General features: G+C 44.2%; 23 protein-coding genes, 1 pseudogene and 1 riboswitch. Of the genes and pseudogenes, 6 read left to right on the plus strand and 18 right to left on the minus strand.

Annotated features, from left to right (window positions below):
* Positions 1-1,121, minus strand: a 1,121-nt coding sequence (locus AB5026_RS14835; RefSeq protein WP_368213693.1) for an SLC13 family permease, incomplete at its 3' end; no start/stop codon positions are given.
* A gap of 331 nt (positions 1,122-1,452) precedes the next feature.
* On the opposite strand from AB5026_RS14835, the gene AB5026_RS14840 reads away from it, so the two are divergent.
* Together AB5026_RS14840 and AB5026_RS14845 are read left to right on the plus strand one after the other, a co-directional pair.
* Entirely contained in the window at positions 1,453-2,352 is a 900-nt protein-coding gene (locus tag AB5026_RS14840; RefSeq protein ID WP_147602724.1) for a LysR family transcriptional regulator, read from the plus strand.
* Positions 2,353-2,523: 171 nt separating this feature from the next.
* Positions 2,524-2,631, plus strand: a riboswitch (glycine riboswitch).
* A gap of 1 nt (position 2,632) precedes the next feature.
* On the plus strand, positions 2,633-4,045 hold the full coding sequence (locus AB5026_RS14845) for a sodium:alanine symporter family protein (RefSeq protein ID WP_173733168.1): 1,413 nt from the start codon (positions 2,633-2,635) through the stop codon (positions 4,043-4,045).
* 126 nt (positions 4,046-4,171) lie between these two features.
* On the opposite strand, the gene AB5026_RS14850 is transcribed toward AB5026_RS14845, so the two are convergent.
* The 8 genes from AB5026_RS14850 to AB5026_RS14885 all read right to left on the minus strand — a co-directional run bounded on the left by AB5026_RS14850 (position 4,172) and on the right by AB5026_RS14885 (position 12,226).
* Positions 4,172-6,691 carry a glycoside hydrolase family 2 protein gene (locus tag AB5026_RS14850; RefSeq protein WP_092070965.1) on the minus strand — a complete coding sequence of 840 codons (2,520 nt, stop codon included), beginning with the start codon at positions 6,689-6,691 and terminating at the stop codon, positions 4,172-4,174.
* An 80-nt stretch (positions 6,692-6,771) separates the two neighbouring features.
* Entirely contained in the window at positions 6,772-7,329 is a 558-nt protein-coding gene (locus AB5026_RS14855; protein ID WP_015526428.1) for a TIGR00730 family Rossman fold protein, read from the minus strand.
* Positions 7,326-7,532 carry a hypothetical protein gene (locus tag AB5026_RS14860; RefSeq protein WP_015526429.1) on the minus strand — a complete coding sequence of 69 codons (207 nt, stop codon included), beginning with the start codon at positions 7,530-7,532 and terminating at the stop codon, positions 7,326-7,328. The genes AB5026_RS14855 and AB5026_RS14860 overlap by 4 nt, the downstream gene beginning before the upstream one ends.
* Before the next feature lie 269 nt (positions 7,533-7,801).
* Positions 7,802-9,271 carry a S1C family serine protease gene (locus AB5026_RS14865; RefSeq protein ID WP_368213696.1) on the minus strand — a complete coding sequence of 490 codons (1,470 nt, stop codon included), beginning with the start codon at positions 9,269-9,271 and terminating at the stop codon, positions 7,802-7,804.
* Between the two features lie 96 nt (positions 9,272-9,367).
* Positions 9,368-10,165 (minus strand): metal ABC transporter permease, encoded by a 798-nt coding sequence (locus AB5026_RS14870; protein ID WP_015526431.1) that lies wholly within the window; start codon positions 10,163-10,165, stop codon positions 9,368-9,370.
* Positions 10,162-10,824 carry a metal ABC transporter ATP-binding protein gene (locus tag AB5026_RS14875; RefSeq protein WP_015526432.1) on the minus strand — a complete coding sequence of 221 codons (663 nt, stop codon included), beginning with the start codon at positions 10,822-10,824 and terminating at the stop codon, positions 10,162-10,164. The genes AB5026_RS14870 and AB5026_RS14875 overlap by 4 nt, the downstream gene beginning before the upstream one ends.
* A 38-nt stretch (positions 10,825-10,862) precedes the next feature.
* The gene (locus AB5026_RS14880; protein ID WP_368213698.1) at positions 10,863-11,813 is read right to left on the minus strand and encodes a metal ABC transporter substrate-binding protein; all 951 of its coding nucleotides are present in this window, start codon (positions 11,811-11,813) and stop codon (positions 10,863-10,865) included.
* Positions 11,810-12,226, minus strand: a complete 417-nt coding sequence (locus AB5026_RS14885) for a Fur family transcriptional regulator (RefSeq protein WP_015526434.1) — start codon at positions 12,224-12,226, stop codon at positions 11,810-11,812. The genes AB5026_RS14880 and AB5026_RS14885 overlap by 4 nt, the downstream gene beginning before the upstream one ends.
* Positions 12,227-12,436: 210 nt before the next feature.
* Here AB5026_RS14885 and AB5026_RS14890 point away from each other — a divergent pair, with 210 nt between their 5' ends.
* A complete protein-coding gene (locus tag AB5026_RS14890) occupies positions 12,437-13,201 on the plus strand; it encodes a DeoR/GlpR family DNA-binding transcription regulator (protein WP_015526435.1) in 765 nt (254 codons plus the stop codon).
* 153 nt (positions 13,202-13,354) lie between these two features.
* Here AB5026_RS14890 and AB5026_RS14895 read toward each other — a convergent pair whose 3' ends face one another.
* The 5 genes from AB5026_RS14895 to AB5026_RS14915 all read right to left on the minus strand — a co-directional run bounded on the left by AB5026_RS14895 (position 13,355) and on the right by AB5026_RS14915 (position 16,597).
* The gene (locus AB5026_RS14895; RefSeq protein ID WP_173740890.1) at positions 13,355-14,872 is read right to left on the minus strand and encodes a CoA-acylating methylmalonate-semialdehyde dehydrogenase; all 1,518 of its coding nucleotides are present in this window, start codon (positions 14,870-14,872) and stop codon (positions 13,355-13,357) included.
* A 658-nt stretch (positions 14,873-15,530) separates the two neighbouring features.
* Positions 15,531-15,857 carry an AzlD domain-containing protein gene (locus tag AB5026_RS14900; RefSeq protein ID WP_270186852.1) on the minus strand — a complete coding sequence of 109 codons (327 nt, stop codon included), beginning with the start codon at positions 15,855-15,857 and terminating at the stop codon, positions 15,531-15,533.
* Positions 15,858-15,897: 40 nt separating this feature from the next.
* Entirely contained in the window at positions 15,898-16,173 is a 276-nt protein-coding gene (locus AB5026_RS14905) for a hypothetical protein (protein ID WP_118626227.1), read from the minus strand.
* Entirely contained in the window at positions 16,161-16,373 is a 213-nt protein-coding gene (locus AB5026_RS14910; protein WP_015526438.1) for a hypothetical protein, read from the minus strand. The genes AB5026_RS14905 and AB5026_RS14910 overlap by 13 nt, the downstream gene beginning before the upstream one ends.
* 2 nt (positions 16,374-16,375) lie before the next feature.
* Positions 16,376-16,597 carry a hypothetical protein gene (locus AB5026_RS14915; protein WP_015526439.1) on the minus strand — a complete coding sequence of 74 codons (222 nt, stop codon included), beginning with the start codon at positions 16,595-16,597 and terminating at the stop codon, positions 16,376-16,378.
* Between the two features lie 306 nt (positions 16,598-16,903).
* Between AB5026_RS14915 and AB5026_RS14920 the strand changes: the two genes are divergently transcribed.
* Complete coding sequence (locus AB5026_RS14920; RefSeq protein ID WP_173740893.1) at positions 16,904-19,723, plus strand: HD domain-containing phosphohydrolase; 2,820 nt, start codon at positions 16,904-16,906, stop codon at positions 19,721-19,723.
* An 84-nt stretch (positions 19,724-19,807) separates the two neighbouring features.
* Here the strand turns inward: AB5026_RS14920 and AB5026_RS14925 are convergent, their stop codons facing one another.
* Both AB5026_RS14925 and AB5026_RS14930 read right to left on the minus strand, forming a co-directional pair.
* Positions 19,808-21,145 (minus strand): MATE family efflux transporter, encoded by a 1,338-nt coding sequence (locus AB5026_RS14925; protein WP_173740894.1) that lies wholly within the window; start codon positions 21,143-21,145, stop codon positions 19,808-19,810.
* Between the two features lie 31 nt (positions 21,146-21,176).
* Positions 21,177-22,532: an MATE family efflux transporter gene (locus AB5026_RS14930; protein ID WP_022427009.1), complete on the minus strand. Its 1,356-nt coding sequence runs from the start codon at positions 22,530-22,532 to the stop codon at positions 21,177-21,179.
* Between the two features lie 253 nt (positions 22,533-22,785).
* Between AB5026_RS14930 and AB5026_RS14935 the strand changes: the two genes are divergently transcribed.
* The gene (locus tag AB5026_RS14935; RefSeq protein WP_368213703.1) at positions 22,786-24,546 is read left to right on the plus strand and encodes a diguanylate cyclase; all 1,761 of its coding nucleotides are present in this window, start codon (positions 22,786-22,788) and stop codon (positions 24,544-24,546) included.
* A gap of 60 nt (positions 24,547-24,606) precedes the next feature.
* On the opposite strand, the gene AB5026_RS14940 is transcribed toward AB5026_RS14935, so the two are convergent.
* Together AB5026_RS14940 and AB5026_RS14945 are read right to left on the minus strand one after the other, a co-directional pair.
* A complete protein-coding gene (locus AB5026_RS14940; RefSeq protein ID WP_022427007.1) occupies positions 24,607-25,077 on the minus strand; it encodes a GNAT family N-acetyltransferase in 471 nt (156 codons plus the stop codon).
* A gap of 157 nt (positions 25,078-25,234) precedes the next feature.
* On the minus strand, positions 25,235-25,927 hold the full coding sequence (locus AB5026_RS14945; RefSeq protein WP_022427006.1) for a Crp/Fnr family transcriptional regulator: 693 nt from the start codon (positions 25,925-25,927) through the stop codon (positions 25,235-25,237).
* A 149-nt stretch (positions 25,928-26,076) separates the two neighbouring features.
* On the opposite strand from AB5026_RS14945, the pseudogene AB5026_RS14950 reads away from it, so the two are divergent.
* Positions 26,077-26,481: pseudogene (locus tag AB5026_RS14950) on the plus strand (hydroxylamine reductase); the annotation flags it as partial.

Raw genomic sequence — 26,481 nt, forward strand, 5'->3', positions numbered from 1 at the left:
GGTGTTGCATATGCACAGGAACCTGCGATAACAGTTGCGATAACAACGGCTCTCGGATCTGCTCCGAGGTTGTTTGCAAGAGATACCGCAATTGGAATCATCAGTGCTGTGGTTGCTGTATTTGACATGAAATTTGTCAGCACACAGGTTACAATAAAAATCACCAGAAGAAGAAGGATCGGACTCGGATCTGCTCCAAGAAGTCCTACGATCTTATCTGCGATCAGTTCTCCGGCTCCGGTTGTATCCAATGCTTTTGCAAGTGTCAGAGAACCGCCGAAAAGAAATACAACCTTCAGGTCAATGGAATTCAGTGCGTCTTTCTCGGAAATAACTCCTGTCAGAACCAGGAGGATCGCTCCGATACATGCGGAAACCTCAATGCTGATGCCGATCTCTTTCTCAAAGATCATTGCAAGGATCACAAGGATCAGTACTACCAGGGAAACAGTCTGTTTCCACTTCGGTACATGGCTGAAATCCTGCTGATCTTCAAGAGCTGCACCGGATGCATTCTTTCCATCCGGAAGGAATTTATATCCGATAAGGACAAAGTAAAGGATTCCGATCAGAAGCATCGGAACTCCAACCGGCGCATACATAAAGAAGCTTGTGGAAAGCCCCATCTCCTGAAGTGCATTCACACCCATCAGGTTTCCGGGTGCACCGATAATAGAAAGGTTTCCGCCAAGTGCTGCGGCAAATACCAGCGGCATCAGAAGACGGCTTCTGGAATAGCCGGACTCATCGGCGATTCCACAGACTACCGGGATCAGCACTGCTGCAGTACCTGTATTGGATAAGAATCCGGACATTACACCTACGATCACCATGATCGCAATGATCAGTGTTTTTTCTGTTCTGGCAAATTTCGTGACCAGTCCTCCGATCTTATTTGCCATTCCTGTTTCGAACAATGCCTGGCCTACTACAAACATGCCAACGCAAAGGATTACGTTACTGTTTACATACTGTGAAAATGTTGTTGTTGCATCCACAACTCCTGTAAGGGTCAGGCCGATCGCACAGATCGAAGCCGTCAGACCAAGAGGAATTTTTTCAAGGATGAAACTGATAATGGTGAACACAAGAAACAGCAATGTGATAGTTGTCTGAGACATTTCTGTACTCTCCTTCCATTTGGTTTTTTCCTGAAAAGTATAGGCCGTACACGTTTCTTTTGATGGTTCCATTATAACCGGTGTACATATAAAAAAACAAATTAATGAAACATATATCCGCATAAAAAATATTTATAGTATCAGTTTTTAATGATAATTTTTGTACATTACTAACATAAAATCAGCGTATCAGCAAATGAATCTGGCAAAAATTATATTTCTATGCTATTTTTATGTAGACACCAAAATACTCTGTCACATCTTTTCCGGACAGAAATGAAAAACTTTACTAAAAAATTTAATCTGACAATTCATCGAGAGAAGGTTTATCATGACACTGAATCAACTACGCTATTTCTGCACAGCCAGCCGCTGCCACAGCATCACAAAGGCAGCCGAAGAATTATATGTGACCCAGCCCACCATTTCCATGGCTATCCGCGATCTGGAGATTGAATTCGGGATCAGCCTTTTTTCCAGAAAAGGAAATCAGCTGAGTCTGACCCAGGAGGGAGAGTCCTTCTACAAAAAAGCTACCTATATCCTTCAATATTGTAATGAGCTTCAGGCCGATTACTCCAGCATGTCCAGGATAAAGCCCCCTCTTCGCATCGGGATCCCTCCCATGCTGAGTACCGTATTTTTTCCGGAGCTGCTTACGGCGTTTCACGAAAAGCACCCGGAAATTGCCGTAGTACTGGAAGAATACGGATCTGTCCGTGCCTGCAATCTGGTACAGGATGACACCCTGGATGTAGCTTTGGTCAATATGGAACAGTATAATATAGATAAATTTCACAACACTGTCCTGGCCAACGACCAGGTGGTTTTCTGTGTGAGCAACGACCACAGGCTGGCAGAAAAAAAATCAGTCACAACAAAAGATATGGCGAAAGAGCAGCTGATCTTTTTCAATGCTGACTCCGTCCAGAATCAGATCCTGAAAATGCGTTTTGAAATGGACGGCTACAAGCCCAATATCGTGATGCGAAGTAGCCAGATCTACACTACTTTGCAGTTTGTAAAAACCGGAAAATATGGCTGTTTTCTCTATTCCAGCATGACCGATAAATTTTCCTCTTCCAATATTACCGGCATCCCTCTCAATCCACCTGTCCGCATAAAAATCGGCATGGTATGGAAAAAAAGCAAATACATCAGCGGCGATATGCTGACATTTCTGCATTTCACCCGCATGTATTACAAAGAACATCCGCTGATAGAAAAATAACAATTTACCAGATCCTGATTATATGTCGATTAATTTTTCTAATAAATGCAATTTTTTTTAAAAAACCATTGAAATCCATCAATTCATGTGATACTCTGTGTTACAGTGTTTTTCTACACGAAACGAATGACCGCCACCACCGCACACAAAAGGTCCTGGCATCATTCAAAAATAAAAAACTCAGGAGAGTCTCTTCAAATCAAAAGGGAAGAGCGCCGAAGGTGTACGCAGCACACAAAATGCTGTAAATCTCTCAGGCAAAAGGATGGAGGAAAGAGTAATGTTTACACAAATCAACAACTTTATCACATGGTTTGACGGAGTCGTTTGGGGACTTCCGCTGATCATTCTGATCCTGTTCACAGGAATTCTGTTAACCACTCGGTTAGGTCTTTTACAGGTAAGGCACCTCGGAAAGGCACTGAAATTCATGGTAAAAAATGAAGAAGGCGGCGATGGTGAGGTCACAAGCTTCGGAGCTCTGTGTACTGCGCTTTCAGCAACCATCGGAACCGGAAATATCGTAGGTGTCGCAACTGCTATCGCAGCCGGCGGACCAGGAGCACTTTTCTGGATGATCGTAGCCGCATTCTTCGGAATGGCAACCAAATACGCAGAAGGACTTCTGGCGATCAAGTACCGTACCATTGACAAAGAAGGCCACGTTCTCGGCGGACCTTTCTACTACATCGAAAACGGTATGGGAAAACAGTGGAGATGGCTTGCCAAGATCTTCGCATTTTTCGGAGCAGGTGTGGGACTTTTCGGTATCGGAACCTTTACACAGGTAAACGGTATCTCATCTGCAGTTACCAATTTCTTTGACCCGGATAAAGCACACACAGTAGCACTTTTCGGAAATACATATTCCTGGGCAACTGTAGTTGCATGTCTGATACTTACCGTATGTGTAGGACTTGTCGTTCTCGGCGGAATCCAGAGAATCGCAAAGGTATCCCAGGTCGTTGTACCGTTTATGGCAGTTCTCTATGTTGCACTGGCACTGATCATCGTGATCACAAACATCACTGCAGTACCTACAGCGATCGTAACTATCGTAAAATCTGCTTTCACAGGAAGTGCACTTGCAGGTGGCGCAATGGGAACCATGGTCGTAGCTATGCAGAAGGGTATCGCCCGCGGTATCTTCTCCAATGAGTCCGGTCTTGGTAGTGCCCCGATCGCAGCCGCTGCAGCTCAGACAAAGGAGCCGGTACGTCAGGGTCTTGTATCCATGACAGGTACATTCATTGATACTATCGTTATCTGTACAATGACAGGTCTTTCCATCGTCATTACAGAAACATGGAACACAGGTCTTGAGGGTGTTGCCATCACAACAGCCGCATTCCAGAAAGGACTTCCTTTCCCGCCGGTTGTAGCATCCTTCTCACTGATGCTGTGCCTGGTATTCTTTGCATTCACAACAATCCTTGGATGGGATTACTACGGTGAAAGATGTCTGGAATACCTGTTCAACAGAAACAAAGCCGCAGTTACAACATACCGCTGGCTGTACATCATCTGCGTATTCATCGGACCATATATGACTGTAGCAGCTGTATGGAACATCGCAGATATCTTCAATGCCCTGATGGCATTCCCGAACCTGATCGCTCTTCTTGCCCTGAGCGGTGTGGTTGTAAAGGAAACTAAGGATTTCTTCAAAAGACATAAAAATTACGAATTCTGATCCCAAATATCGTAATCAAATGTAAACACACGCAAACCCATGATGATCCCCTAATATCATATAAAAAAAGACACGAACCTTTTTATCCTCCGATAAAAGGCCGCGTCTTTTTTATTTAAAAGCTTTCTATGCCAGCGTCAGGATCTCCATCTGCTGTGTCAGATCCGCTGCATCCAGAATCTCTCCATTTCGGATATCTTTCTTATCAAGCCGGACACACATTTCCTCTCCATCTGTCATATGGAAAAAATTATCCTCCAGAGTAACATCCGCATCAGTAAATCCAATAGCTGTAAACGGACTGAAGCAGCTGCTTTTTAAATGGATCACAAATGCATCACCTTGCTCCTCCACCTCGGCAGTGATCTCCGGTTTATCCAGCTCCAGATATTTATACGGAACAAGGGTCTCCACATCACAGAGCACATCTCCGTCAGCAAGTGTCACTTCCGCCTCAAGAAAGATCTCATACTTCTTGTCTTCCCATCCGGAAACATCCACCGCCAGGATCGGAGCGGACTCCTGCACACCCACAGTGCCCGTTCCGGTAAGCTTCTCAAGAATCTCACATTCCATATTTTTCACATAAAAGGCAACCTGATATGACTGTGCGTCCATACTTTCATTTGCCAGATACACCTGCATGATATCCCCATCCATGCACATACTCACCGCCTGTGGCCCATAGAATTTTTTTGCCATATAATGAAGTGCCTTCCAACGGCCAAAGTAGTCGATACTTGCCCAGGATGCCACCGGCCAGTTGTCATTGATCTGCCAGTAAAGGGTACCCATACAGCGGCCTCTGTGACGTCTCCAGTGGTCTACTCCATACTTCATGGCCATTCCCTGAAGGATCTGGCTCACATAGAGAAGCTTGCGGAAATTCTCCGGATAACGGAAATTCTCGGAAAGATAATACAGGATCTTTCCGTTAGCTGCAGGATTTTTCTGGTGGTTCTCCATCACCCTGGAAAAAATATTCCTATCTTTCTCTTCCGTAAAGCTCTCCACAGTTTTCAGGCACGGAAAAGACTGGAAGCCAAACTCCGAGCAAAAACGAAAATAATGCTTCTGATAATCTGTAAAAGGCTTCTGACCATGCCATACATCCCAGTAGTGACAGTCTCCTCTGTTCTCATCGTCCGGATCATCAAAGCAGCCTCCGGAGCTTGGGGAAGACTGCCAGAAAAAGGTCTCGCTGTCTGCCGCCCTCACTGCTTTCGGAATCACATACTCAAACATTTTTATGTAGTCCGCACGGAGATATTTCGACTCACTCTGTACCTCCGGCCAGTGATCCCAGGCAGACTCCATCTCATTGTTTCCGCACCACAGGCCAAGGGATGCATGATGACGGAGACGTTTTACATTTTCCGTGATCTCCTTCGTGATATTATCTTCAAATTCTTCTGTAAGATCATAAACATTACATGCGAACATCAGATCCTGCCATACGATCAGTCCCATCTCATCACAAAGATCATAGAAATGATCCGAAGGATAATAACCGCCGCCCCACACACGGACACAGTTAAAATTGGCACGTTTGCAGGATTCCAGAAGATACTTCTGGACCTCCGGTGTGATCCTGGAATAGATGCAGTCCTCCGGAATATAATTTCCCCCCATGGCAAAAATTTTCACGCCATTGACACAGAACGCGAACTCTTTTCCCCAGAGATCTTTTTCCTGGCTGATGGTAAGGGTACGGAGACCGATGCGCTTCGTTATGGTTTCCAGAACTGTGCCATACTCGTCCAGAAGTTCCACCTGAACTTTATATAACGGCTGATCGCCGTAGCCGTTTGGCCACCAGAGCTTCGGGTTGTGGATCGAGGATGTCAGCACTGCTGGATTATTATTCGCTGATACAGTCTCCCCCACTTTGCATACATGGGCTTCCGTTTTTCGGTCGTTAGCACCTGTTCTATGTCCACAGACGCTCTCTGCATCCTCCTGGATCGTCACTCTCACCTGACACTTATCCACAGCATCTCCGCTTACAGCCACAGTTGTACACACATCCACAGCATTATCCCCATGCACCTGTGTGATCTTCACATCCTCAATTCTCGGATGACTGTATGCTTCCAGATAAATATCCCGAAAAATCCCGGCATCAATGGTCTGGGGGCCCCAGTCCCATCCAAACATACAATGAGCCTTCCGGATCAGCTGGTTTCCTTTCATTCCACCGCAGGGAACATAGTGGATCTCTTTATTATCTTCATACTCATAAGCTTCGATATACTTGAATACCGACCGGAATACGATCCGGATCTGATTCTCCCCGGAATGAAGAAATTCTTTCACATCCAGCTTCCAGGTACGATGCATGTTATCTGCAGATCCGGCTTTTTGCCCATTGATATAAATATCTGCAAGAGTATCCAGCCCCTCACAGACCAGAATTATTTTTTCTTCTTTCAGGATATCCTCTGCAGCCACAAATGTTCTGCTGAATTCATAATCCTTCCGGAACAGTTCCCTTGTCACATCCTCATTTGTCCGGTAAAAAGGATCTTCGATCTTCCCGGCACCATAGAGCCCGGAAAGCACAGATCCCGGAACCTGTACCTCACATAATCTGTCATTTCCTGCTTCTGCCAGCTCCCACTGGCCATTTAACATTATTTTCCTCATAAAATATATCTTCTCCTGTAAAAATCCCCTTCGCACGATCTTATATACAGGGCTGTTGTATCAGCCGTACTGTATTTTATTTATAGCCTTCCCCCATAATTCCGGTAATTCTCAATATAATCCAGGATCTCCTCCGGGTCTTTCATGAACCGGCACATACCCACAACATCTCTGGACATAAATTTTTCCCCGGCTGTGTATTCCAGGAGTGCCTGCATGCTGTCGTAATATCCCTGAATATTATAAAGAACGATCGGCCTGTCGATCCGTCCCAGACTCTTCAATGTCAGAATCTCAAAAAACTCCTCATAAGTACCAATTCCCCCAGGTACCACGATAGTCGCATCCGAGCGGCTTTCCAGCAGGTGCTTCCTCTCACGCATATTTTCAGTAAAAATAAACTCTGTACAATGCTCATACAACACTCCCGGCTGGTCAAAAAATCTCGGTGCGATACCCAGGATATAGCCTTTTTCTCTGTCAACACCCCGGGCTGCCGCCCCCATCAGCCCCTCTTTTCCACCTCCGAAAACAAGGCCGTGTCCTCGCTTTCCCATCAGCTGTCCCAGCTCTTCCGTTTTCTCATAATAGATCTTTTTCAGCTCTGCGCTGGACGCTCCATAGATACAAATATTCATGCTTCCGTCTCCTTCCCTGCTGCCTCCACAAATGCCCGGAGAAGCTTCAGCTGTTCTGAAGAATCATACATCATCTCCGGATGCCACTGCACAGCTACTGCAAATGGATGATCGTTTATCTCTGAATATAACTTTTGCCGGCCTCTGCACATGATACTGGCAAAGACCGGCTTTCCGTCATTTCCGATACATCTGGAATGCATCCGGAAATGCCTGTTATTTTATTATAATCTGACATACACATGGGGTCAAGCAATTGCCGCTGCCTAAAGCTCCCGTTTTGTTGCTGCTCACTCTGTGATCAGCAACACCTTTTTTATATTGAGAAATTTTTATGCTTATACAAGAACTTTTTCTACTGCGTCTTTCCATCCGCTGTATTTCTGGTTTCTTTCCTGCGGATTCATGGAGGGGATGAACTGATTGCGGTTCTTCACCTCGAAAATGCTCTCCATCTATAATTTAGGACTGATCAGTCATACAAGCCATTCTGCTCAAAATCTCTGAACAGGCTGGCTTCTCCATCATCAGCAAATGCATCTGCATCCCCCTGATCGGAGTCATCCTGTCCTCCCTGGATATCTGGGATATCTGCATCCTGGGAATCCTGGGACGTGCTATCCTCAGAGCTGTCCTTGCTATCCTTGCTGGAACTGTCATCTTTACCAAGTTTTACAGTAAGTGTCTTCTCCTTATACTCATTACCATCCAGAACTGCAACCGTCACATCGATCTTTTCCTTCGGCTCATAATACTGAAGCAGCTCAACCAGCTGATCGATACTGGTGATCGTTTTACCATCAAACTCTGTAATGACCATATTCTTGGTAATACCTGCATCATCGGCAGGGCCGCCCTCGGTTACCTCAGAAACAAATACACCCTGCGGGATACCATAAATCTGTACTGCCTCCGTACTTACTGTACTGCCTGTGATACCAAGGATACCATGATTATCCACTTTATCCCTTGCCTTGGCATTCATCATGTTCTCAAGAGAATCCGCAACATCTGAAATTGCAATGGCATAACCCATACCTTCAACCTCAGTAGAAGCAAGCTTGGAAGAGTTGATACCAACAACCTCACCATCCATATTCAGAAGCGCACCGCCACTGTTACCGGGATTGATAGCCGCATCTGTCTGGATCAGGTTCACGCCCTTATTGATACTGCTGCTGTTATCTGTAGAATCACCCTCGATCTGTCCTGATGCATCTGTCTTACGGTTCTTTGCACTGACAATACCGGTAGTAACGGACTGGCCATAGCCAAGTGCATTACCAATGGCAACAACCTGCTCACCGATCTTCAGATCATCAGAGCTTCCGATCTTTGCAACAGAAATTGCATCCATTGTATCATCCGAAACATCCTTCGTTGCAACAGAAACAACTGCAAGATCCTCGTTTTCATCAAAGCCCTTTACCGTAGCTTCATAAGCATTACCATCTGCAAAGGCAACTGACAAGGTATCGGCACCATCCACAACATGATAGTTTGTGGCGATCAGCAGCTCAGAATCTGTTTTTCCGATGATAATACCGGAACCGCTTCCTTCAACTTCCTGCTCCTGGCTCGGCGCATACTGGGAACCAAACATGCTGTAATAATCCTGAACCTCCTGAACGGACTTGGTTGTGATGGCAACTACAGAAGGCATTGCCTCCTCAGCAACATCTGATACATCCAGACTGCCCTTTGTATCGGAGGATTTTGTAGCCTTTGTATCTTCGCTGTCTTTATTTGATTTTTTATCAGACTTCATAAGAGTCAGATTCTCGGAGCTGTCGGTTGCCGCCTGTACGGACTGTGCACCGGAGAAATAATTTATACCTTCATATGCACCAACTCCAATGCCGCCAGCAAGTACTGCACACAGGCTGATGGTTGCACCTTTTTTCATCATTTTCTTTATTTTTAATTTTCTGTTATTGTTCATGGTTAAATCCTCCCTGGGAAAAAATTCTTCTCTGTTTCCTTTTGATGCTTCAAAGTATATGGGTTAATTGTGTTTACTTTGTGGGAAAAATGTGTTTTATTTGTTAAAACTTTTCACTGTCATCACAACTACAAACCACGCAACCTCAAGAAGAACGATCATTCCACCTGGTTTCAGTCCGGCATAATAGGAAAGAAACAGTCCGGCAATGGTGGTACATACCGCCACGATAATGGCACAGATCAGTGTACCCTTATAGCTTTTTGCCATCTGCATCCCACACGCCACCGGAACTACCAGCATGGAGGAAACGATCAGGGTCCCTACTGTACGGGACGCAATGGAAACTGTCAGAGCCGTCAGAATAGTAAAAAGAAAATTAATATTCCGCACGGAAACACCGGAGATCCTTGCCGCATTTTCATCAAATCCGATATAAAATAGTTCCCTGTAAAAAAACAGCACTGCTGCCAGTACCAGCACACTGATCACAACTACCAGCGCCAGCTCTCCTTCACTGATGGACACAATACTTCCGAACAAAAAGCTGTTCAGACTGGCACCGTTTTCCACAAAGCCGGACAGCACACCGGCCAGTCCGATCCCGGCAGACATGACGATGGAGATCGCCACCTCCGAATAACGCGGGATTTTTTTGCGGATAGCCTCAATTCCAAGAGCAGCTACGATGCACATCACTACTGCACCGGCTACCGGATTCACTCCAAGTATCAGTCCCAGCACAACACCGGCCAGTGAAGAATGGGAAAGCGCATCTCCGATCATGGACATCCGTTTCAGAACAATGGTGATCCCGATGCAGGGCGTAATCACAGCCAGAAGGATTCCCACCAGAAAAGCCCTCTGCATAAATCCATACTGTAAAATACTCATACTTCGTCGATCCTCCCCTCTTCCGCCTTAAAGAACCGGTTTGCTCCTTTAAACTCACCGGAATTTCCATGAGTAACCATAAGGATCGTCAGCCCCTGTTCCTCATTCCGCTTCCTCAGAACTTCTGCAAGTGTTTTCACAGAAACCATATCCATTCCTGTGGTAGGCTCATCCAGGATCAGGATCTTCGGTTTTCCTGCCAGCGCACGTGCCAGCATAACCCTCTGCTGCTGTCCTCCGGAAAGATCTCCGATCCTTCTTTTCCAGAACTCTTCCATTTCCATTTCCGCAAGTGCGGCTTTCAAACGCGGGATCTCTTTTTTTGCCCGGAAACGTGCCTTCCAGGAAGAGGAATACACACCTGTCATCATGATCTCTTCCACAGTCGCCGGAAAATTCTGGTTTCTGCTGATACTGTTCTGTGGAACATATCCCAGATCTCCCTTTCCGAATGTGGCAGAAATATCTTTTCCATTTACAGTGATACTTCCCTCCTGCGCCTTCAGTTCGCCCAGAAGAAGCTTCAGAAATGTACTTTTTCCACTTCCGTTTTCACCGGTAAGGATGGCATAATCGCCATCCTTCACCTCCAGGTTCACCTGATCCAGCACAGGTGTCCCTGTATAGTGAAACGAAAGATTTTCTATCAAAATTCCCATAATTTCTCCTTTTTTGTTACAGCTACTGTCCTGCACCTTCAGTTCAATGCCTTCCTGAGTGCCTCCAGATTCTTCCTCATCACAGAAAAATAATCCTCTCCGGCCTCTATATCCTCCTCACTTAATCCCTCGATCGGATTCAACACAGCAGTCACCGCATCCACTTCCTTCGCCACTGTCTTCGCCACCTTGGGACTTGCCAGCTCCTCAAAAAATATGGTATGGATGTCGTATTTTTTCGCATACTCGATCACTTCCTGCATCTTGGCAGGATCAGGCTCTGAATCCGGTGTCAGCCCTTCGATAGCCAGCTGCTTCAGATCATAGGCATTGCATAGATATCCAAAAGCCTCATGCGCCACTATGATATCCCGGCTCTTCGTACCTTTCAGACCATCTCTGAACTCCTGATCCAGCTCATCAAATTCACCGGCATATTTCTCATAATTTGCTTCATAATAATCACCGTTCCCAGGATCAGCCTTTACCAAAGCATCCCTGATATTCTTCATTTCCTGCTTTGCACGCATAGGATCAAGCCAGACATGAGGATCTTTTCCTTCATCACCATGAGCATGATCATGTCCTCCATCCAGAAGCTCCACTCCATCCGATGCCTCAGACACAACCAGCTCCTGATTCTCCAGAGTATCCAGTACATCCTCCGCCCAGTGCTCCAGATCCGCACCATTATAGACAAACACATCTGCATCTTCAAGATTCCGGATATCCGTTGCCGCCGGCTCCCAGTCATGAGGCTCCGTTCCCGCCGGAACCATATCCTTCACCTGGATCCTGTCGCCCCCTACCTTCCGGGCAAAATCATACATGGGATAAAAGCTGGCCATCACCTTCAGTCGGCCATCCTCCACAAATGGCTGTCCCACCGTTCCGGCCCTGTGCAAACCATATCCGGTCACACCGCCCACAACAAGAAGCGTCACCGCCAGAACTGCTGCCGCTGTCATCTTCCCTCTGTTAACATTCATTTTTTAAGCCTCCTGCAGCTGTCACAATATCCATAAAAGATCGTCCGGCTCTGATCGATCTCAAATCCGTGTTCATCCAGCACATGTCCCACAAAATGATCGATACATCCACACTGCAGAGGAATCGTATGCCCACATTCCAGACACACAAGCTTACCGTAATTCTTCCGCTCCTCATCACGTATAAAACGATACTGGGCAGGCGCTCCCTCCACAGACGGAACCTTCAGCACCGCTCCCTCCTTCTGCAGCCGCTCCAGTCCTCTGTATACCGTTGTCCTTCCGATCTGGATCTCTTTTCCACGAAGGAGCTCCATAAACTGATCTATGGTATAAAATGTATCTCCATATTCCTGCAGGCATTCCAGAATTATTTTCTGCTGCCTGGTGCTGTATTTCATTTTTTCTTCCATTATATTTCCTACTCTCTTCTATCGACTGCACCTTACATGGCAGATTTGAATTTGAAAACCGTTTTCATATTACATTCAAATAAGAATTTCGTCAAGATATTTTTGAAGGGAAATATTTTTTGGTATGTTCTTATAAAAGCACTTTATCTCTACCTTCTTTTATGATAAAATATAACCAAGACTTAACCAATAGAAAGAAGGTAGACCTCTATGAAATCACAGCGACTGGACATGATCGAAGAATATGTGCTGGAGCATAAGAACGCTTCTCTCGATACATTATGTGAGAAATTCAACGTATCCAAAAACACCATCAGAAGAGATGTCGATATCCTTCTGAAACGTGGCAGTATCATGAAAGTATATGGCGGTGTCGCAGCACTCGAAACTCCACAGACTCTTCCCCTTCTGTCTTACGAAGAGCGTGGCGGACGTTTTCCTGACGAAAAGAAAGAAATCTGCCGCCGTGCCGCAGAGCTTGTGGCAGAAGACGATACCATCTATATCGATACAGGTACAACCTGCCTGAACCTGGTTGATTTTATTGCAGATAAGCACTGTACGATCCTGACCAACAGCCTGCTTATCTTCAACAAGGCAGCATCCTATCCGAACCTGGATATCATTTCCGTTCCCGGAAAGCTGAACCGCAAGACCCTGTCCTTCACAGGACCGGATATCAATGATTATCTGCAGACCTACAACATTTCCATGGCTTTTATGGCCTGCACAGGTGTAACCATGAAGAGCGGACTTACCAATGCCAGCGCCGAGGAATACATCACCAAAAAAGCCATTGCAGAGAATGCCAACAGCATGATCCTTCTTGCAGACCATTCCAAATTCGGCCGGATCTCGCTTATGACCTATTCTTCCATGGAAAAGCTGGACGCCATCGTAACCGACCAGCCACTTCCCGAAGAATACGACAGCTTCTGCCAGGAGCACGGCATCCGTGTTATGACGATCGATTAAATCGGATATTGGCCCTAAAAAACGGTGCATCTGCCGGAAATCCAGCAGATGCACCGTTTTTGAATATGCTCATTTCATTAGAGGATTTTATCTGAAAGGCAGAATCTTACCCGATCTGCCTTACAGTGTCATAAATTTATTTATGAAGCTTTCTTAAGCCTCAGTACTTCCTTCCCATGTGCCGACCTTTCTCTTTCCGGCAGCTTCATCGAACCAGTGTGTTGTAACTGTTTTTGCTCTTGTGAAGAAACGATAGCCGTCTTTTCCGAGAACGTGCAGATCACCGAAGAAGGAATCCTTGTTTCCGGAGAATGGGAAGTATGCTGTCGGAACCGGGATACCTACATTGATTCCTACCATACCGCCATCTGTCTCCATAGCGAATTTACGGCTGTAATATCCGCTCTGTGTAAAGATACAGGAACCATTTGCAAATGGATTGGCATTCATGACTGCGATGCCTTCCTCGTAATCCTTTACTCGTTTGATACAGGTTACCGGTCCGAAGATCTCACGGTTTCCAACAGTCATCTCAGGTGTTACATAATCAAGAATTGTCGGTCCTACGAAGAATCCGTTCTCATATCCCGGAACTACTACATTACGTCCGTCAAGTACAAGCTCCGCACCCTCATCGATACCCTTCTGGATCCAGTTGCAGATCTTCTCCTTATGGCCTGCATTTACAACCGGGCCGAGATCGGTATCTTCATCATATGCACAGCCAAGCTTCATAACCTCTGCTTTTTTCTTAAGAAGTGAAACAAATTCGTCTGCGATACTATCCTGTACGCATACAACCGGAAGAGCCATACATCTCATACCTGCACATCCGTATGTAGAGTTGATGATCGCATTAACAGTAGCCTCAAGGTTGCAGTCCTCAAGTACAAGTGCATGGTTCTTTGCCTCACACTGTGCCTGAACTCGTTTGCCATGAGCTGCTGCTTTGGAATATACCTGTTTACCAACACCTGTTGTTCCTACGAATGTAACAGCCTTTACTCTCTCATCTGTAAGAAGGATATCAGCCTCTACACGGCTGCAGGTCACAAGGTTTACAACACCCTTCGGGAATCCGCCCTCTGTATAGAAGAGCTCCATAATCCTCATAGCTGTAAGTGGTGTCTGGGAGCTTGCTTTCAGTACTACTGTATTTCCACATGCAATAGAAAGTGGAACCATCCAGCCCCATGGGATCATTGCCGGGAAGTTCATCGGAACAATACCAGCAGTTACTCCAAGTGGTTTGCGATATGTAGCTGTATCATATCCTGTAGTTACCTGCATTGCAGCATCGCCCTGGATCATTGTCGGAAGTGCACATGCCTCTTCTGTAGGCTCAATTGCTTTCTGAACATCTCCTCTTGCCTCTTTGATGTTCTTTCCGAGCTCTTTTGCACAAAGTACGGAAAGTTCTTCCTTATGAGCATAAAGAACATCTCTCCATCTGAACATATACTGCTGTCTCTTTGCAAGAGAAAGTGAGGACCATTCCGGGAATGCAGCCTGTGCGGAAGCGATCGCCTCTTCTACCTCATCCGGTGTACAGCAGGGAACCTGCGCGATCACCTCACCTGTACTGGAATCTGTAACATCCATGTATTTCTCTGCCTTTGACTCTTTCCACTCACCGTTTACACAGTAACCCATTTTTTTGATCTCAGCCATTTTAGGATACTCCTTTCGTGCTTACCTTTTTATTCTTAACTTCATAAAAATTTTAGTCATTCTCGTTTTGTTCTGGTCACAGATTATCATTTATTTTTAATTTTGTCAATATAGTATGGTTATATTTTGAGTATATTTTTCAAAATCATGTGTTAATTTATTCACATTTCATGGTATTCCATGTTCCCTGTATAAACTCTTGAAACGCATGCATTTACAGCCATAAAGCCGCATAGTGTCTTGTCGTTTTTTATTCCATTGTGAGAGCAAAAGTTACTCATTTTTGTTATTTTCATAACACACCATTCCACACACACTATTTATTGTCTCCAGCTACGCTGAGGCTTTTAGACCTGTGCAATCGGATTCACAGACAAGTAAGGGGGATCGTTGTTCTGTTACAATTACAGATTCCTCTGATCCCGGCATATTTCCTCTGTATTTTCCAGGAACAAGGAAATACATCTGTGCGTCCCTTGCGGACGCGCTCATTTTCACGACCGCTCGCTTCTTTTCACGGCTTATTATACTTTCACACTTCTGTGCCTGCTTATCTGATCTACAGCAATTTCATAAATTACTGCTGCAATCAAAAAACAGGATACGGTTATCGTATCCTGCCTTAGCTTTTCATTTTCTGTTTTTCGCATATTTCTGACTAACCAAATATGGTCTGCACCAGCACCATATAAAACACCGTTCCCCCTCCTATGCTGAGCAATGTACTCTTCTTCCATTTATGTAATACCACAATGAACAGTATTGCGATCATCTCCGGCAGTCCGTAATGCGTACTTTCCGGCACATCCTTCAGACAAAATACCACCAGCAATCCGATCACTGCACAGGGTAGCACTTTTCCCAGATAGGTGATCACAGCCGGCGGTTCCTTTCCTTCCGGGAATATGATAAACGGCAAAAATCGCGTTGTCATAGTCCCCAGGACCACTACCACAACCGTTATGATCTGCTGTGTTATTGTCATAGTCATTCCTTATCCCTCCTGTCCGGCTATATCCCAACTGTCATGCCTGATATTCTCCTGACTTCTGTATACGTTCTTTTTTTCTCTTCTCCTCATGCTTCTTCATTCCCAGGAAGCATAAAACGATCGATGCCATTGACGGAAGGATAAACTTCCCGCTTCCAAAGATCACCAGGCAGATCACAGAGCATACAATTCCGACCAGCGCCGGCTTATGATCTTGTGCATCTTCCCACTGATCAATGAACATAACCACAAACAACGCAGTCATGACAAAATCCAATGATGTGCGTCCCTTCTGTTTTACAATTTCCACAGCTGATGCTGCCCGTCCATGGTAACAAGATCTCCCTCATTGATATCTCTTTCATAAAGGAGACCGTCATCATGTCGCAGACTTGTTTCATTTCCATTTTCATCTTCCATCAGCACTACTGACATAAGTGCTTCACCCGGCTGCCGCTCTTCACAGCCGAAATCCATGTCTTCTTCTATCTTCAGAACCTTATACTGCATGATCAGATTTCCTCAAGCAGCACATCGTTAACGGCCTCATAAGCGTCCTCGAGCGCATCCAGTGCCTCTGTCAGCGTGTCCATCTTCCGGCTGTCCGCATTTTCTTCCTCATAGGCTTCTATCACTTCAGCCATTACATCCTTCAGCTCTTCCAGTGAATTTGCAATGTCCTGCAGCTTCTGATCTTTGTCCTCTTTTGATGTGATATTTACGATCTTACTCATGATCCTTCCTCCTGTCACTTTACTCTCATTCTTTATTCTGATCCTTTATCCTGCATATATCATGCTTTGCATGTCATACTCCACATTTACCCATTGTACCATATCCTGCGCGCAGATGCATCGGATATGTTTTCTATCTGCTTTATATAATACCACCGAATTCATAAAAAATTTGGTAAAATCTTACCAAATTACCCGTCTTAGTCTGTTTATACTGATTTTTCCACTCCGGTCTGGTATAATCGATCTAAAGGAGTTTTTCAATTTACAAACCACTCCTTTCCCATTACAAGGAGGCATATTGCCATGAAAGAAAAAACCGAAACCTTTAACCAGGGAAAAAGATATTTCTTTTATATTCTGATGTTCGCCATCCTTGGCTGGTTCATTTTTATGCAGATCTTTGGTGCGGATGAACGTTCTTCCGACACCTCAGCAGCCTCTGTGATCTATTCCGGTACCGTTACCTGGCAGAAACCGGATGGAACCACCCAGGAAATCTCCGTTCCGGGCACCTACAAGGTTCCCGTCGGTGACACGATGGTCCTCACCATCCAGCTTCCCGATGATCTTACAGATACCTGCTTTGCCATCCGTTCTTCCTTGCAGGATGTGGATTTTTATGTAGGGGACAACCTCAGGACCAGCTACTCCACGCATAAAACAAGGCTTGTGGGCAAAAACTCCGCCAGCCGTTATGTTTTCTGCCCGGTTTATGCTTCCGATGCCGGCAAAGAGCTCCGTATTGAACTGACCACCTACACCTCCAATTACACCGGAGTTGTCAATCCTGTTTACTGCGGAAACAAGGCAGATATCTGGATATATATTTTCAGCAGATACGGACTGGAAACCTACATTGCTTTTTTTATCCTGTTTGCCGGAATCGTCACGATCCTGTTCAGTTTCGCTCTGGGATTGGTCTATCATACACGATTTGACACGGAATATCTTGGATGGTGCATGGTTATGGGCGCCGTCTGGATGCTGGGTGAATCCAAGCTCCGTCAGTTCCTGGTCCCCAACGCTTCCGCTCTCGGATCTCTGTGCTTCGTTATGATCCTTTTGTGTCCGCTCCCGATCCTGTTTTTTGCGGACAGTCTCCAGAAAGGGCTGCATCACAGATTTTATGTCTGTCTTGGAAGCATCGCAATGATAAACTTTGCAGTCTGTACGATCCTCACTGCTGCAGGTATCGCAGATTATATCGAAACCATGCCTGTAAGTCACGGAATCCTGGCGATCACCGTTGCCACAATATTTGTACACCTTTTCCAATATATACGCACCGAAAAAAACAAGGCCGACCGGCTTTTGCTCATTGGTCTGCTGGCAGCGATCCTGTGTATTGCCGTTGAAACAACCTCCGTATACTTTGTCACATTGATGTCCGGACTGTTTGTGGGCGCCGGCATGCTGATCCTGCTCTTTGTCAATATTGTAAGAGCCATCAAAAATGTCCAGGATATAGAACTGAAACGCCAACAAAGCGAAATCCGCAAAAACCAGGAACAGAATGAAAAAATGTCTCTGCAGATGATACAGACCCTTTCCACCACCATTGAGGCAAAGGATGCGTACACCCGCGGTCATTCCTACCGGGTTGCACAATATGCAGCCCTGATCGCAGAGGAGCTGGGCTGGACACCGGAGGAGATCCTGAATCTGAAACGGGCTACTCACCTTCACGACATCGGTAAGATCGGTATCCCGGATCCGTTCCTGAACAAACCGGCACAGCTGACCGATGATGAATACAACCTTATAAAAAAACACACCGTCATCGGTGCTGAGATCCTAAAAGATATAACCCTGATCCCGCATGCGGCAGAAATCGCAAGAAGTCACCATGAGCGTTATGACGGAAAAGGCTATCCGGACGGACTGGCCGGAGCAGAAATCCCCATCCATGCCCGGATCGTGGCTGTTGCCGACTGCTACGATGCCATGAACTCCCGCCGAATCTACCGTAATGCGCTTCCACCGGAGGTTGTTTACGAAGAATTCCGCAAAAACCGTGGTACACAGTTCGATCCGGAGATCACAGACATTTTTCTGAAACTGCTCAATGAAAAACGGCTGCCTCAGTGGGATCCTTCCCAGGAAGAACCGGACACCTATAACCTTCCGGATATGCAGCTTACCGTCAGCAAATTCATCTCGGACATAATGGCCACCATAAAAAGTCAGGAAGACGCAAAAAGCTATGATTTTCTTACCGGTCTTCCCATGCGTAACCTGGGCGAACGTCTTACCGCGGAATTTATGCAGACACATGATGGATGTCTGGTATTCCTTGATATGGACAACCTGAAAAAGATCAACGACATCTATGGCCACAAAGCCGGCGACCGTGCACTGAAATGTCTTGGAAAGCTGCTCCAGAAACGGGCAGATCAGGGAATTTCCTGCAGACTTGGCGGAGATGAATTCCTGATGTTCCTTCCGGACACAGATCCTGATTCCCTGTCTCTGCAGATGGACGATCTGTTCCAGAAATTTCACACCATCACTACCGATGATCCGGAACTCCGGTTTGCCACACTGTCCGCAGGCCTGTGTCTGTGCAGCACCGATGATTCCTTTGAGGACTGCTATTCCAAAGCAGATAAAGCTCTGTATTACGTAAAACAAAACGGCAAAAACCAGTTCTTTTTCTACCAGCAGATCGACCGTAGCACTCTTGCGGCATCCGGTTCCGGAAAGGATCTGGCGCTTGTGGCAGAGTCCCTTCAGAAAAGCGGCATCTATGTAGGTGCTCTTGATCTGAATTACCGGGATTTCGCACGCCAGTATGAATACATGAGTCAGCTTGTCACACGCAGCCAGTGCAGATGTTATCTGGCGATGATCACCATCGAGACACTTGTGGATACAGTTCCTGATATCGACTCCATTGAGCAGGCTCTGGAGTATATGGAACAGGCCATCCGGCAGAATATCCGCCGTGTGGATATCTGTACACGCTACAGTTCCCTGCAGTATCTCATCATACTGTTTGAACCTGATGAAACGCATATCCCTGATATCATAGAACGTATTTTTACCCAATATTACCGTCAGTGTGACAACCATGATTTCCAGCCATCCTATGAATACCTGGAAATATCTCCACAGGAGTTATAAATACTCCCATGACATGATAAAGCCATAACGAAAAAGAGGCCGTACTTGACGGCCTCTTTTTCGTTAGAATTTTGCAAAATATCATCAAGACGTGGCTCTGGAATTTTCCTGCATGAAACTTTTTCCGTATGTTCGATACAGATAAACCGCCATGAAAATAGTCACGGCTTCTGCCAGCGGCATCGTCATCCAGATGCCTGCAACCCCTATAAGCTTTGGCAGGATCAATATGAACACAGCCACCAGGATCAAAGAACGCATTGATGAGATCAATGCCGAAATAAAACCATTTCCCAGCGCAGTAAAATATCCGGAAAGAAATACATTTAAACCAATAAACAGGAAAACCAGACTAAACAGCTTCAAGCCATCCCATGTCAATGTAAATACATTTCCCTCCCCAACGAATAAATGGATGATCTGTTTTCCAAATACAAGTGATACCGTGAGGATCAATACTGAACTGATGGCAATCGTAATAAAACTATATCGTGTTATCTCTCTGATCTTGTCATGATTTTCAGAGCCGTAATTATAGCTTATGATTGGAGCCGCTGCAACGGCAATTCCCATATAAAAAGCGATGAAAAAATAGTAAATATACATAATGATCGTCACAGCCGCAACTCCATCTTCACCAAAATATTGCATGATAATAAGATTAAATAAAAATGTAGTGATCCCGGTAGACATCTCCGTCAGCATTTCACTGCTTCCATTGGTGCAGGATTTCAGAAGAACACTCATGTCGGTCTTCGGTCTGCAAAACCTTATATGGCTGTATTTCAGAAAATAGATAAAGCCGATCAACATGCTTACTGTAATGGAGAGAAATGTTCCCCATGCAGCTCCAAGCGTTCCCAGTCTGAATACAGCCACAAAAATATAGTCGAAAACAATATTAAAAGCCAGACCTGTCAGAGACATGATCATTCCGATGTACGATCTCCCATCCGTCCTCACAAGATATTCGAAAAATAGCTTGAATGACATCGAAACCGATCCTAAAAATGTGACAAATGCGTATGGCACCACATGCTCCATCAGGCGCTCACTGCTTCCTAAAAAAATACATATCGGTTTCAGAAAAAGGATTCCCACAGCTGTAAAAGCAACTGAAAGTACGAACAGCACGATCGTGATAAAAGTAAATATCTCATTTGCTTCCTGTTCTCTTTTTTGTCCCATCCTCTCTCCTATGATGGCACCTGATCCCGTTGCAAGCATGACAGATGTTCCGAAAATAACACAGGTGATCGGAATAACAATATTAATTCCTGCAAGCGCGTCAGAGCCTGCATACCGTGATACAAAAAATCCATCTATCGTTGTATAAAATGATAAAAAGATCATGGTCAGCACTGATGGAACCAGATATTTTAAAAATTGAGGATAAGACATTTTTGCCTCAAAGTATTTCATTTCTATAAAAACCTCCTGCTTAGTTACATAATCAGTCAAAATCTCTGGTAATGTTCGTAAGCCATTTATTTCTGAAATAGTGGATGAACACCACAGGCATTTTTTCGAACTCATCCAGGGTCATTATAAAATATACCCAGACAGGCGGCAGTTTTAAAACATATGCTGCAAGGAAGGTGAGAGGAACTGCAACAAGCCACATAAATATGGAATCTACGATCATTCCGAACCTGGAATCGCCACCTCCTCTGAAGCATCCGCATATAAGACAGGTATTGATACCCTCTCCTACAAGACGCCAGGTTGTCATGATTATAAAAATACCAAGATAATAAATGGCTGTCTCTGTCAGTTTATCCCGGTAGAAGTCCAGTATCATAGGGCGGACTGCCAGAATAATGGCACATCCGATGAGACTTACGATAATTGTTATTCTCAGCATACGTTTCCCATATTCTCTGGCTGTATCCTTGTGATCTTTACCAAGCTCCTGGCTGATAATGATGGTAGTAGCGTTGGCAAAACCGCGACAGGCGATGGCACCAATGTTTACCACCATAACAGCAACTGCATTTGCGGCAACCATATCATCGCCAATGTGGCCAAGGATCGCTGCGAACGCTGAACTGGCAAAGCTCCAGACAACATCATTTATCACAGCCGGAGAAGCAATTTTCATAAAGTCCCTGAACAGAATACCGGATTTCGCACAGAAATATTTTATCCGAAATCTGACATCGGAGCTGTTTAATGAATAGATGAGACAGATCAATACCTCTGCGATCCTGGCAATAACAGTACCAAGGGCAACACCGGTAACACCAAGCTTTGGAAGTCCAAACAGGCCAAAGATAAAGGTGGCATTACAAAATACATTGACACAAAGCGATACAATGTATGTAACAGAAGGCAGCATTATTTTTCCGACACTTCGAAGGGCACTCATGAAAACCTGAGAGAATCCCATAAACATAAAGGAAAATGAGATCACCTTCAAATACTCGCTGCCGGCAGCAATCGTATCCGGACTGTTTGTAAAAATCTTCATGATCGTAGTCGGCATGGAAAAGGAGATAACGAAAAATACAAGAGAAACGATCAGTGAGATCCGCTCCGCCAGGCCGAGAATCTTTTCTACTGTCTTTTTATCACCCTTTCCCCAGTACTGGGCACATAAAACCGAAGTACCTGTAGCCATACCATAATACAAACAGAAAAGAATAAATGTGTACTGGTTGGCAAGAGATGAAGCTGACATGGCAGTCTGGCTTACATATCCCAGCATTACAGTATCCGCAACATTTACTAATGTTCCGATCAGATTTTGGATCATGATCGGAAATGCTAATTTTGATGCATATTTAAAAAAATCTTTTTTATTCAGCATCGGTCAGATCCTCCGTGAATTCCGATAAGATATTTACTTATAAAGAACAGTATATCATATACCCTACAAAACCGCGAGGTTTTTTCAGTATTCTTTCCAATATAATCCTCAATTGTATACTATATTTCACCCTCTGGTCATATTTCCATTGTACATAAAAAAACAATATCACTTTAACACAAAAAATCATTCTATTTTTTTACTTCTATGATATAATATTTTATTGTGAAACTAATAAAACGAGGTGAACCAGGTGAAGAAAAAAACAATTGTACCTCTTATCGTTTTTTTACTGGGCATATGCCTTGTTGGTTTAATTGTATACAAAATAGACTCACATGAAACTGAACAACGACACATAACAGCACAATTAAATGCAACAACCTACGGCGAACGTATAAAAAATGAAATTACAAATGGAATTGCGATCACAGATACGCTAAAGCAGGTCCTGATCAGTGAAAACGGAAAGATCAGTCAGTTTGACACAATTGCGGAAAATATTATGTCTGACGTTATTGAAAGCATACAGCTTGCTCCGGATGGTAATGTAACAGATATTTATCCTTCTGAGGGAACGGAAGCGAGTAAGATCGATCTGCTCCAGGATAAAGATTGCAGCAAAATTTCCTGTTACGCAAGAGACAATCACGTGATCATTACACAAGGTCCTTTCGATTTAAAACAGGACGGCTGTGGAATTGCTGTCCGCAATCCAGTCTACCTGAAAGATGAAAACAACCAGGAATATTTCTGGGGATTTACCATTGTTATCCTGCGTGTTCCTGACATTTTTTCAGATGCGATCAGTGCACTTTCGGATTTCGGATATGAATACAGACTCTCAAAAACCGACGCTCCCTGGAGCGATACTTATAAAGTTGTTTATCAGTCAGACGACCAATTAACTCATGCTGTTTCTTATGGTTTTACGATAGGGGAAGAGAACTGGACATTAGAAGTAGCTCCTGAAAGCGGATGGAGAGACCTTAGATTACTGGTAATCGTCGGCGGAATGTTTACTACTGTCGTTTTACTTTTCTCAGGTCTTACCCGGGTATGGTTAGTATCGAAAGAAAATAAAAACAAATTTCAAATACTGGCACACACAGATTCTCTCACCGATATTTACAACCGCTATGGATTTGATGAATTAGCCGAAAGGATGATCACTAAAAATCCAAAAACGCATTTTGTGGCCGCACTCCTTGATATTGATGACTTTAAGTTTATTAATGATATTTACGGACATGTCTATGGAGACAGGGCACTAAAGAGTCTTACAGATAGCATGAAGGCTTTTTTCCCAAAAAACACATTACTGGGAAGAAACGGTGGCGATGAGTTCTGCATTCTTCTGCCGGATCATACCTATAAAGAAGCGGGAGAACTGCTGCTGCAATTTACCAAGCTTCCAAAGACATTTTCATGCAAGGGAAAAGAATATCCGTTTTTTATTTCTCTCGGATATGCAGAATATCCAACCTTTGCATCCAGCCGCTCACAGCTCATGCGCTGTGCAGATGCAGCACTTTATGAAATAAAGCTTCACGGAAAAAACGGATGTATGGCTTACAGGGAGGGGCTCCGGTCAGGAGTCCGCAAACAGCTCGGATTTGTATTCAAGGATATCTCTGAACACCTTCCGGGTGCATTTATCATATACAGAGCGGACAAAGATGATGATGAACTCCTGTATGCAAACCATGAGTTCCTTCAAATGACCGGATATAAAACTATAGATAACCTCTTCAGCCTTACAAATAAAAGCTTCCACAACCTGATCCGTGAGGATGAACAGCAGCAGATAGAAGCAAGCATCTGGAAACAGATCGATGCCGGCAATAAAAATGATTACATCCACTTTCATCTTCGAAAAGCGGACGGCACTTACCTTTCTGTTCTTGATCACGGAAGGATTGTAGACAGCCAGCAATACGGAAGAGTATTTTATGTATTGTTTATGGACTGGGAAGCTATGCATATTCATTACAGTGATAAATTTTCCGGCTAAGGTACAGACATCTCAGTCTGTATCTTAGCCGGCTGTTTTTTTCCTAAACAATTCAACATCTTATAATATGTATTCCATCTGCCTTTCTTTTGTCCGCATTCCCATTTTTTCATAAAATTTTTCTGCTGAAGTATTTCCTGCCCACACATTCAATGTCACTTCATAGCATCCCAGCTGCTTTGCTTCTTTTTTTACATATTCAAACAGGCTTTCCCCAATATGCTGTCCTCGTGTCTCCTGATCGACACACAGGTCATCTATAAAAAGAGATTTAAACGGTACCATATTGTTTGAAAAAGGCTGCTCCTTTAATTGACAAAATGCATACCCCACACAAACATCAGCCTCATCCGCTGCAACATATACTGGCTTTTCTTCATTTTTCAAAAGCTCTGTCAATTCGTCTGTCGTATATTTTGTTGTGCCCGGAATAAAAATATCAGGCCTTATATCTGCATGGATCTGCAGCACCTGTCCTAACAATTCCAGGATCCTCGGAATATCTTTTTCTTCTGCTTTTCTGATGAACATTTTTTTCCTCCTATTTTTCAATAACTGATTTCATAGATTCTTTATACATACACCATAATACCATCGTGTGAACGCTTATAACAATAGAATCACTTTAAGCAGTCTCACTTTCCTTTTGTATTATAATGAAAAAGTTTATCGTTTTCCGTAATGTATATCACATTTTTATTCCTGAATCCGTATCATTACAGACAGTCAGCTCAAAATGGTTTCTGTTTGTTTTTATAAGTCCTTCTTTTTGCAGCTTTGATATCTCCGAAGACATTGCCGCACGGTCAATGCAAAGATAATCTGCCAGCTGCTGCCGGTCAAAAGGAATATCAAAGGATAACGATGCCTGTCTGATAGATACCGACGACAGATAGGACAACAGCTTATCCCTTGTCGTTCGCTTGCCCACATGTGTGATCTTATCGTTGAGGATCAGGATCTTATTTGCCAGGACACCGACCAGGTTACGGATCAGCTTCTGATGATGCTCACATACTATTGGGCAGGAAACCAGAAGCCTTTGAACATTTAATAAAATAATCTCACAATCTTCGTCTGCTACCACACTGACATTCAGAACAGCTCCCGGACTTGCTGCATATGGTTCACCAAAAAAATCTCCCGCATGACATTTTGACAGAATATTCCGATGTCCCCACAGGTCTTCCTGAATAACAAGAACACAGCCTGCCACCACAAGTCCCATTACTTCGGTAGAGTCTCCGGCTCTGAAAATATAAGAATCCCGTTTTCTTGAGATCGTTGCTGCATTTACACAATGCAGTATGGATAATATTTCATTGTCAGTAAGACCTTTAAAGAAAGGACTGGTTCTTAAAATGGGTAAATATTTTTTCAAAATTAATCCTCCTGTTGGAAATCAAACATACACGTTGTAATTATTATACTATACTCCTAACAGAAACCAAGGATAAATACTACTAGTCGAGGATAAAATAATAAGAAAGATCCTTCGAAAAAATCACAGAATAAAAGGAGAATACAATAATGGATAAAAAAATGTTTTGTTTTCAGTGTGAACAGACAGTCGGATGTACCGGCTGTACCGGAAATGCCGGTGTCTGTGGAAAAAAAGCAGATACAGCGAAATTACAGGACGAACTGACAGGTGCATTAATCAGTCTGGCTAAAGCTGCCGACAGCACGGAAACTATTTCAAAAAGAACCGGACAGATCATAATCGAAGGACTGTTTACTACAGTTACAAATGTAAGTTTTGACAATGCAGCAATCGAAAACATGATACAAAAAGTCAGAGCTGAAAAAGAAAGACTGGCTCCTGACTGCAGAACAGAGGAATATGATCTTCAGCAGCTGTGGAATGCCAATGAAGATATCCGCTCCTTGAAATCTCTTATTCTCTTTGGTATCCGCGGAATGGCTGCCTATGCC

Source organism: Blautia sp. RTP21359st1_E11_RTP21359_211015, assembly GCF_040910705.1.
GTDB classification, from domain to species: Bacteria; Bacillota; Clostridia; order Lachnospirales; family Lachnospiraceae; genus Blautia_A; species Blautia_A fusiformis.

Coding starts and splice junctions, on each gene's coding strand:
- AB5026_RS14865 (WP_368213696.1), bottom strand. CDS start 9,271: ATGAACAATAACAGAAAATTAAAAATAAAGAAAATGATGAAAAAAGGT.
- AB5026_RS14930 (WP_022427009.1), bottom strand. CDS start 22,532: ATGCTGAATAAAAAAGATTTTTTTAAATATGCATCAAAATTAGCATTT.
- AB5026_RS14895 (WP_173740890.1), bottom strand. CDS start 14,872: ATGGCTGAGATCAAAAAAATGGGTTACTGTGTAAACGGTGAGTGGAAA.
- AB5026_RS14885 (WP_015526434.1), bottom strand. CDS start 12,226: ATGGAAGAAAAAATGAAATACAGCACCAGGCAGCAGAAAATAATTCTG.
- AB5026_RS14875 (WP_015526432.1), bottom strand. CDS start 10,824: ATGGGAATTTTGATAGAAAATCTTTCGTTTCACTATACAGGGACACCT.
- AB5026_RS14925 (WP_173740894.1), bottom strand. CDS start 21,145: ATGAAATACTTTGAGGCAAAAATGTCTTATCCTCAATTTTTAAAATAT.
- AB5026_RS14900 (WP_270186852.1), bottom strand. CDS start 15,857: ATGACAATAACACAGCAGATCATAACGGTTGTGGTAGTGGTCCTGGGG.
- AB5026_RS14845 (WP_173733168.1), top strand. CDS start 2,633: ATGTTTACACAAATCAACAACTTTATCACATGGTTTGACGGAGTCGTT.
- AB5026_RS14890 (WP_015526435.1), top strand. CDS start 12,437: ATGAAATCACAGCGACTGGACATGATCGAAGAATATGTGCTGGAGCAT.
- AB5026_RS14940 (WP_022427007.1), bottom strand. CDS start 25,077: ATGTTCATCAGAAAAGCAGAAGAAAAAGATATTCCGAGGATCCTGGAA.
- AB5026_RS14910 (WP_015526438.1), bottom strand. CDS start 16,373: ATGCAGTATAAGGTTCTGAAGATAGAAGAAGACATGGATTTCGGCTGT.
- AB5026_RS14850 (WP_092070965.1), bottom strand. CDS start 6,691: ATGAGGAAAATAATGTTAAATGGCCAGTGGGAGCTGGCAGAAGCAGGA.
- AB5026_RS14870 (WP_015526431.1), bottom strand. CDS start 10,165: ATGAGTATTTTACAGTATGGATTTATGCAGAGGGCTTTTCTGGTGGGA.
- AB5026_RS14880 (WP_368213698.1), bottom strand. CDS start 11,813: ATGAATGTTAACAGAGGGAAGATGACAGCGGCAGCAGTTCTGGCGGTG.
- AB5026_RS14915 (WP_015526439.1), bottom strand. CDS start 16,597: ATGAGTAAGATCGTAAATATCACATCAAAAGAGGACAAAGATCAGAAG.
- AB5026_RS14840 (WP_147602724.1), top strand. CDS start 1,453: ATGACACTGAATCAACTACGCTATTTCTGCACAGCCAGCCGCTGCCAC.
- AB5026_RS14855 (WP_015526428.1), bottom strand. CDS start 7,329: ATGAATATTTGTATCTATGGAGCGTCCAGCGCAGAGCTGAAAAAGATC.
- AB5026_RS14860 (WP_015526429.1), bottom strand. CDS start 7,532: ATGCATTCCAGATGTATCGGAAATGACGGAAAGCCGGTCTTTGCCAGT.
- AB5026_RS14920 (WP_173740893.1), top strand. CDS start 16,904: ATGAAAGAAAAAACCGAAACCTTTAACCAGGGAAAAAGATATTTCTTT.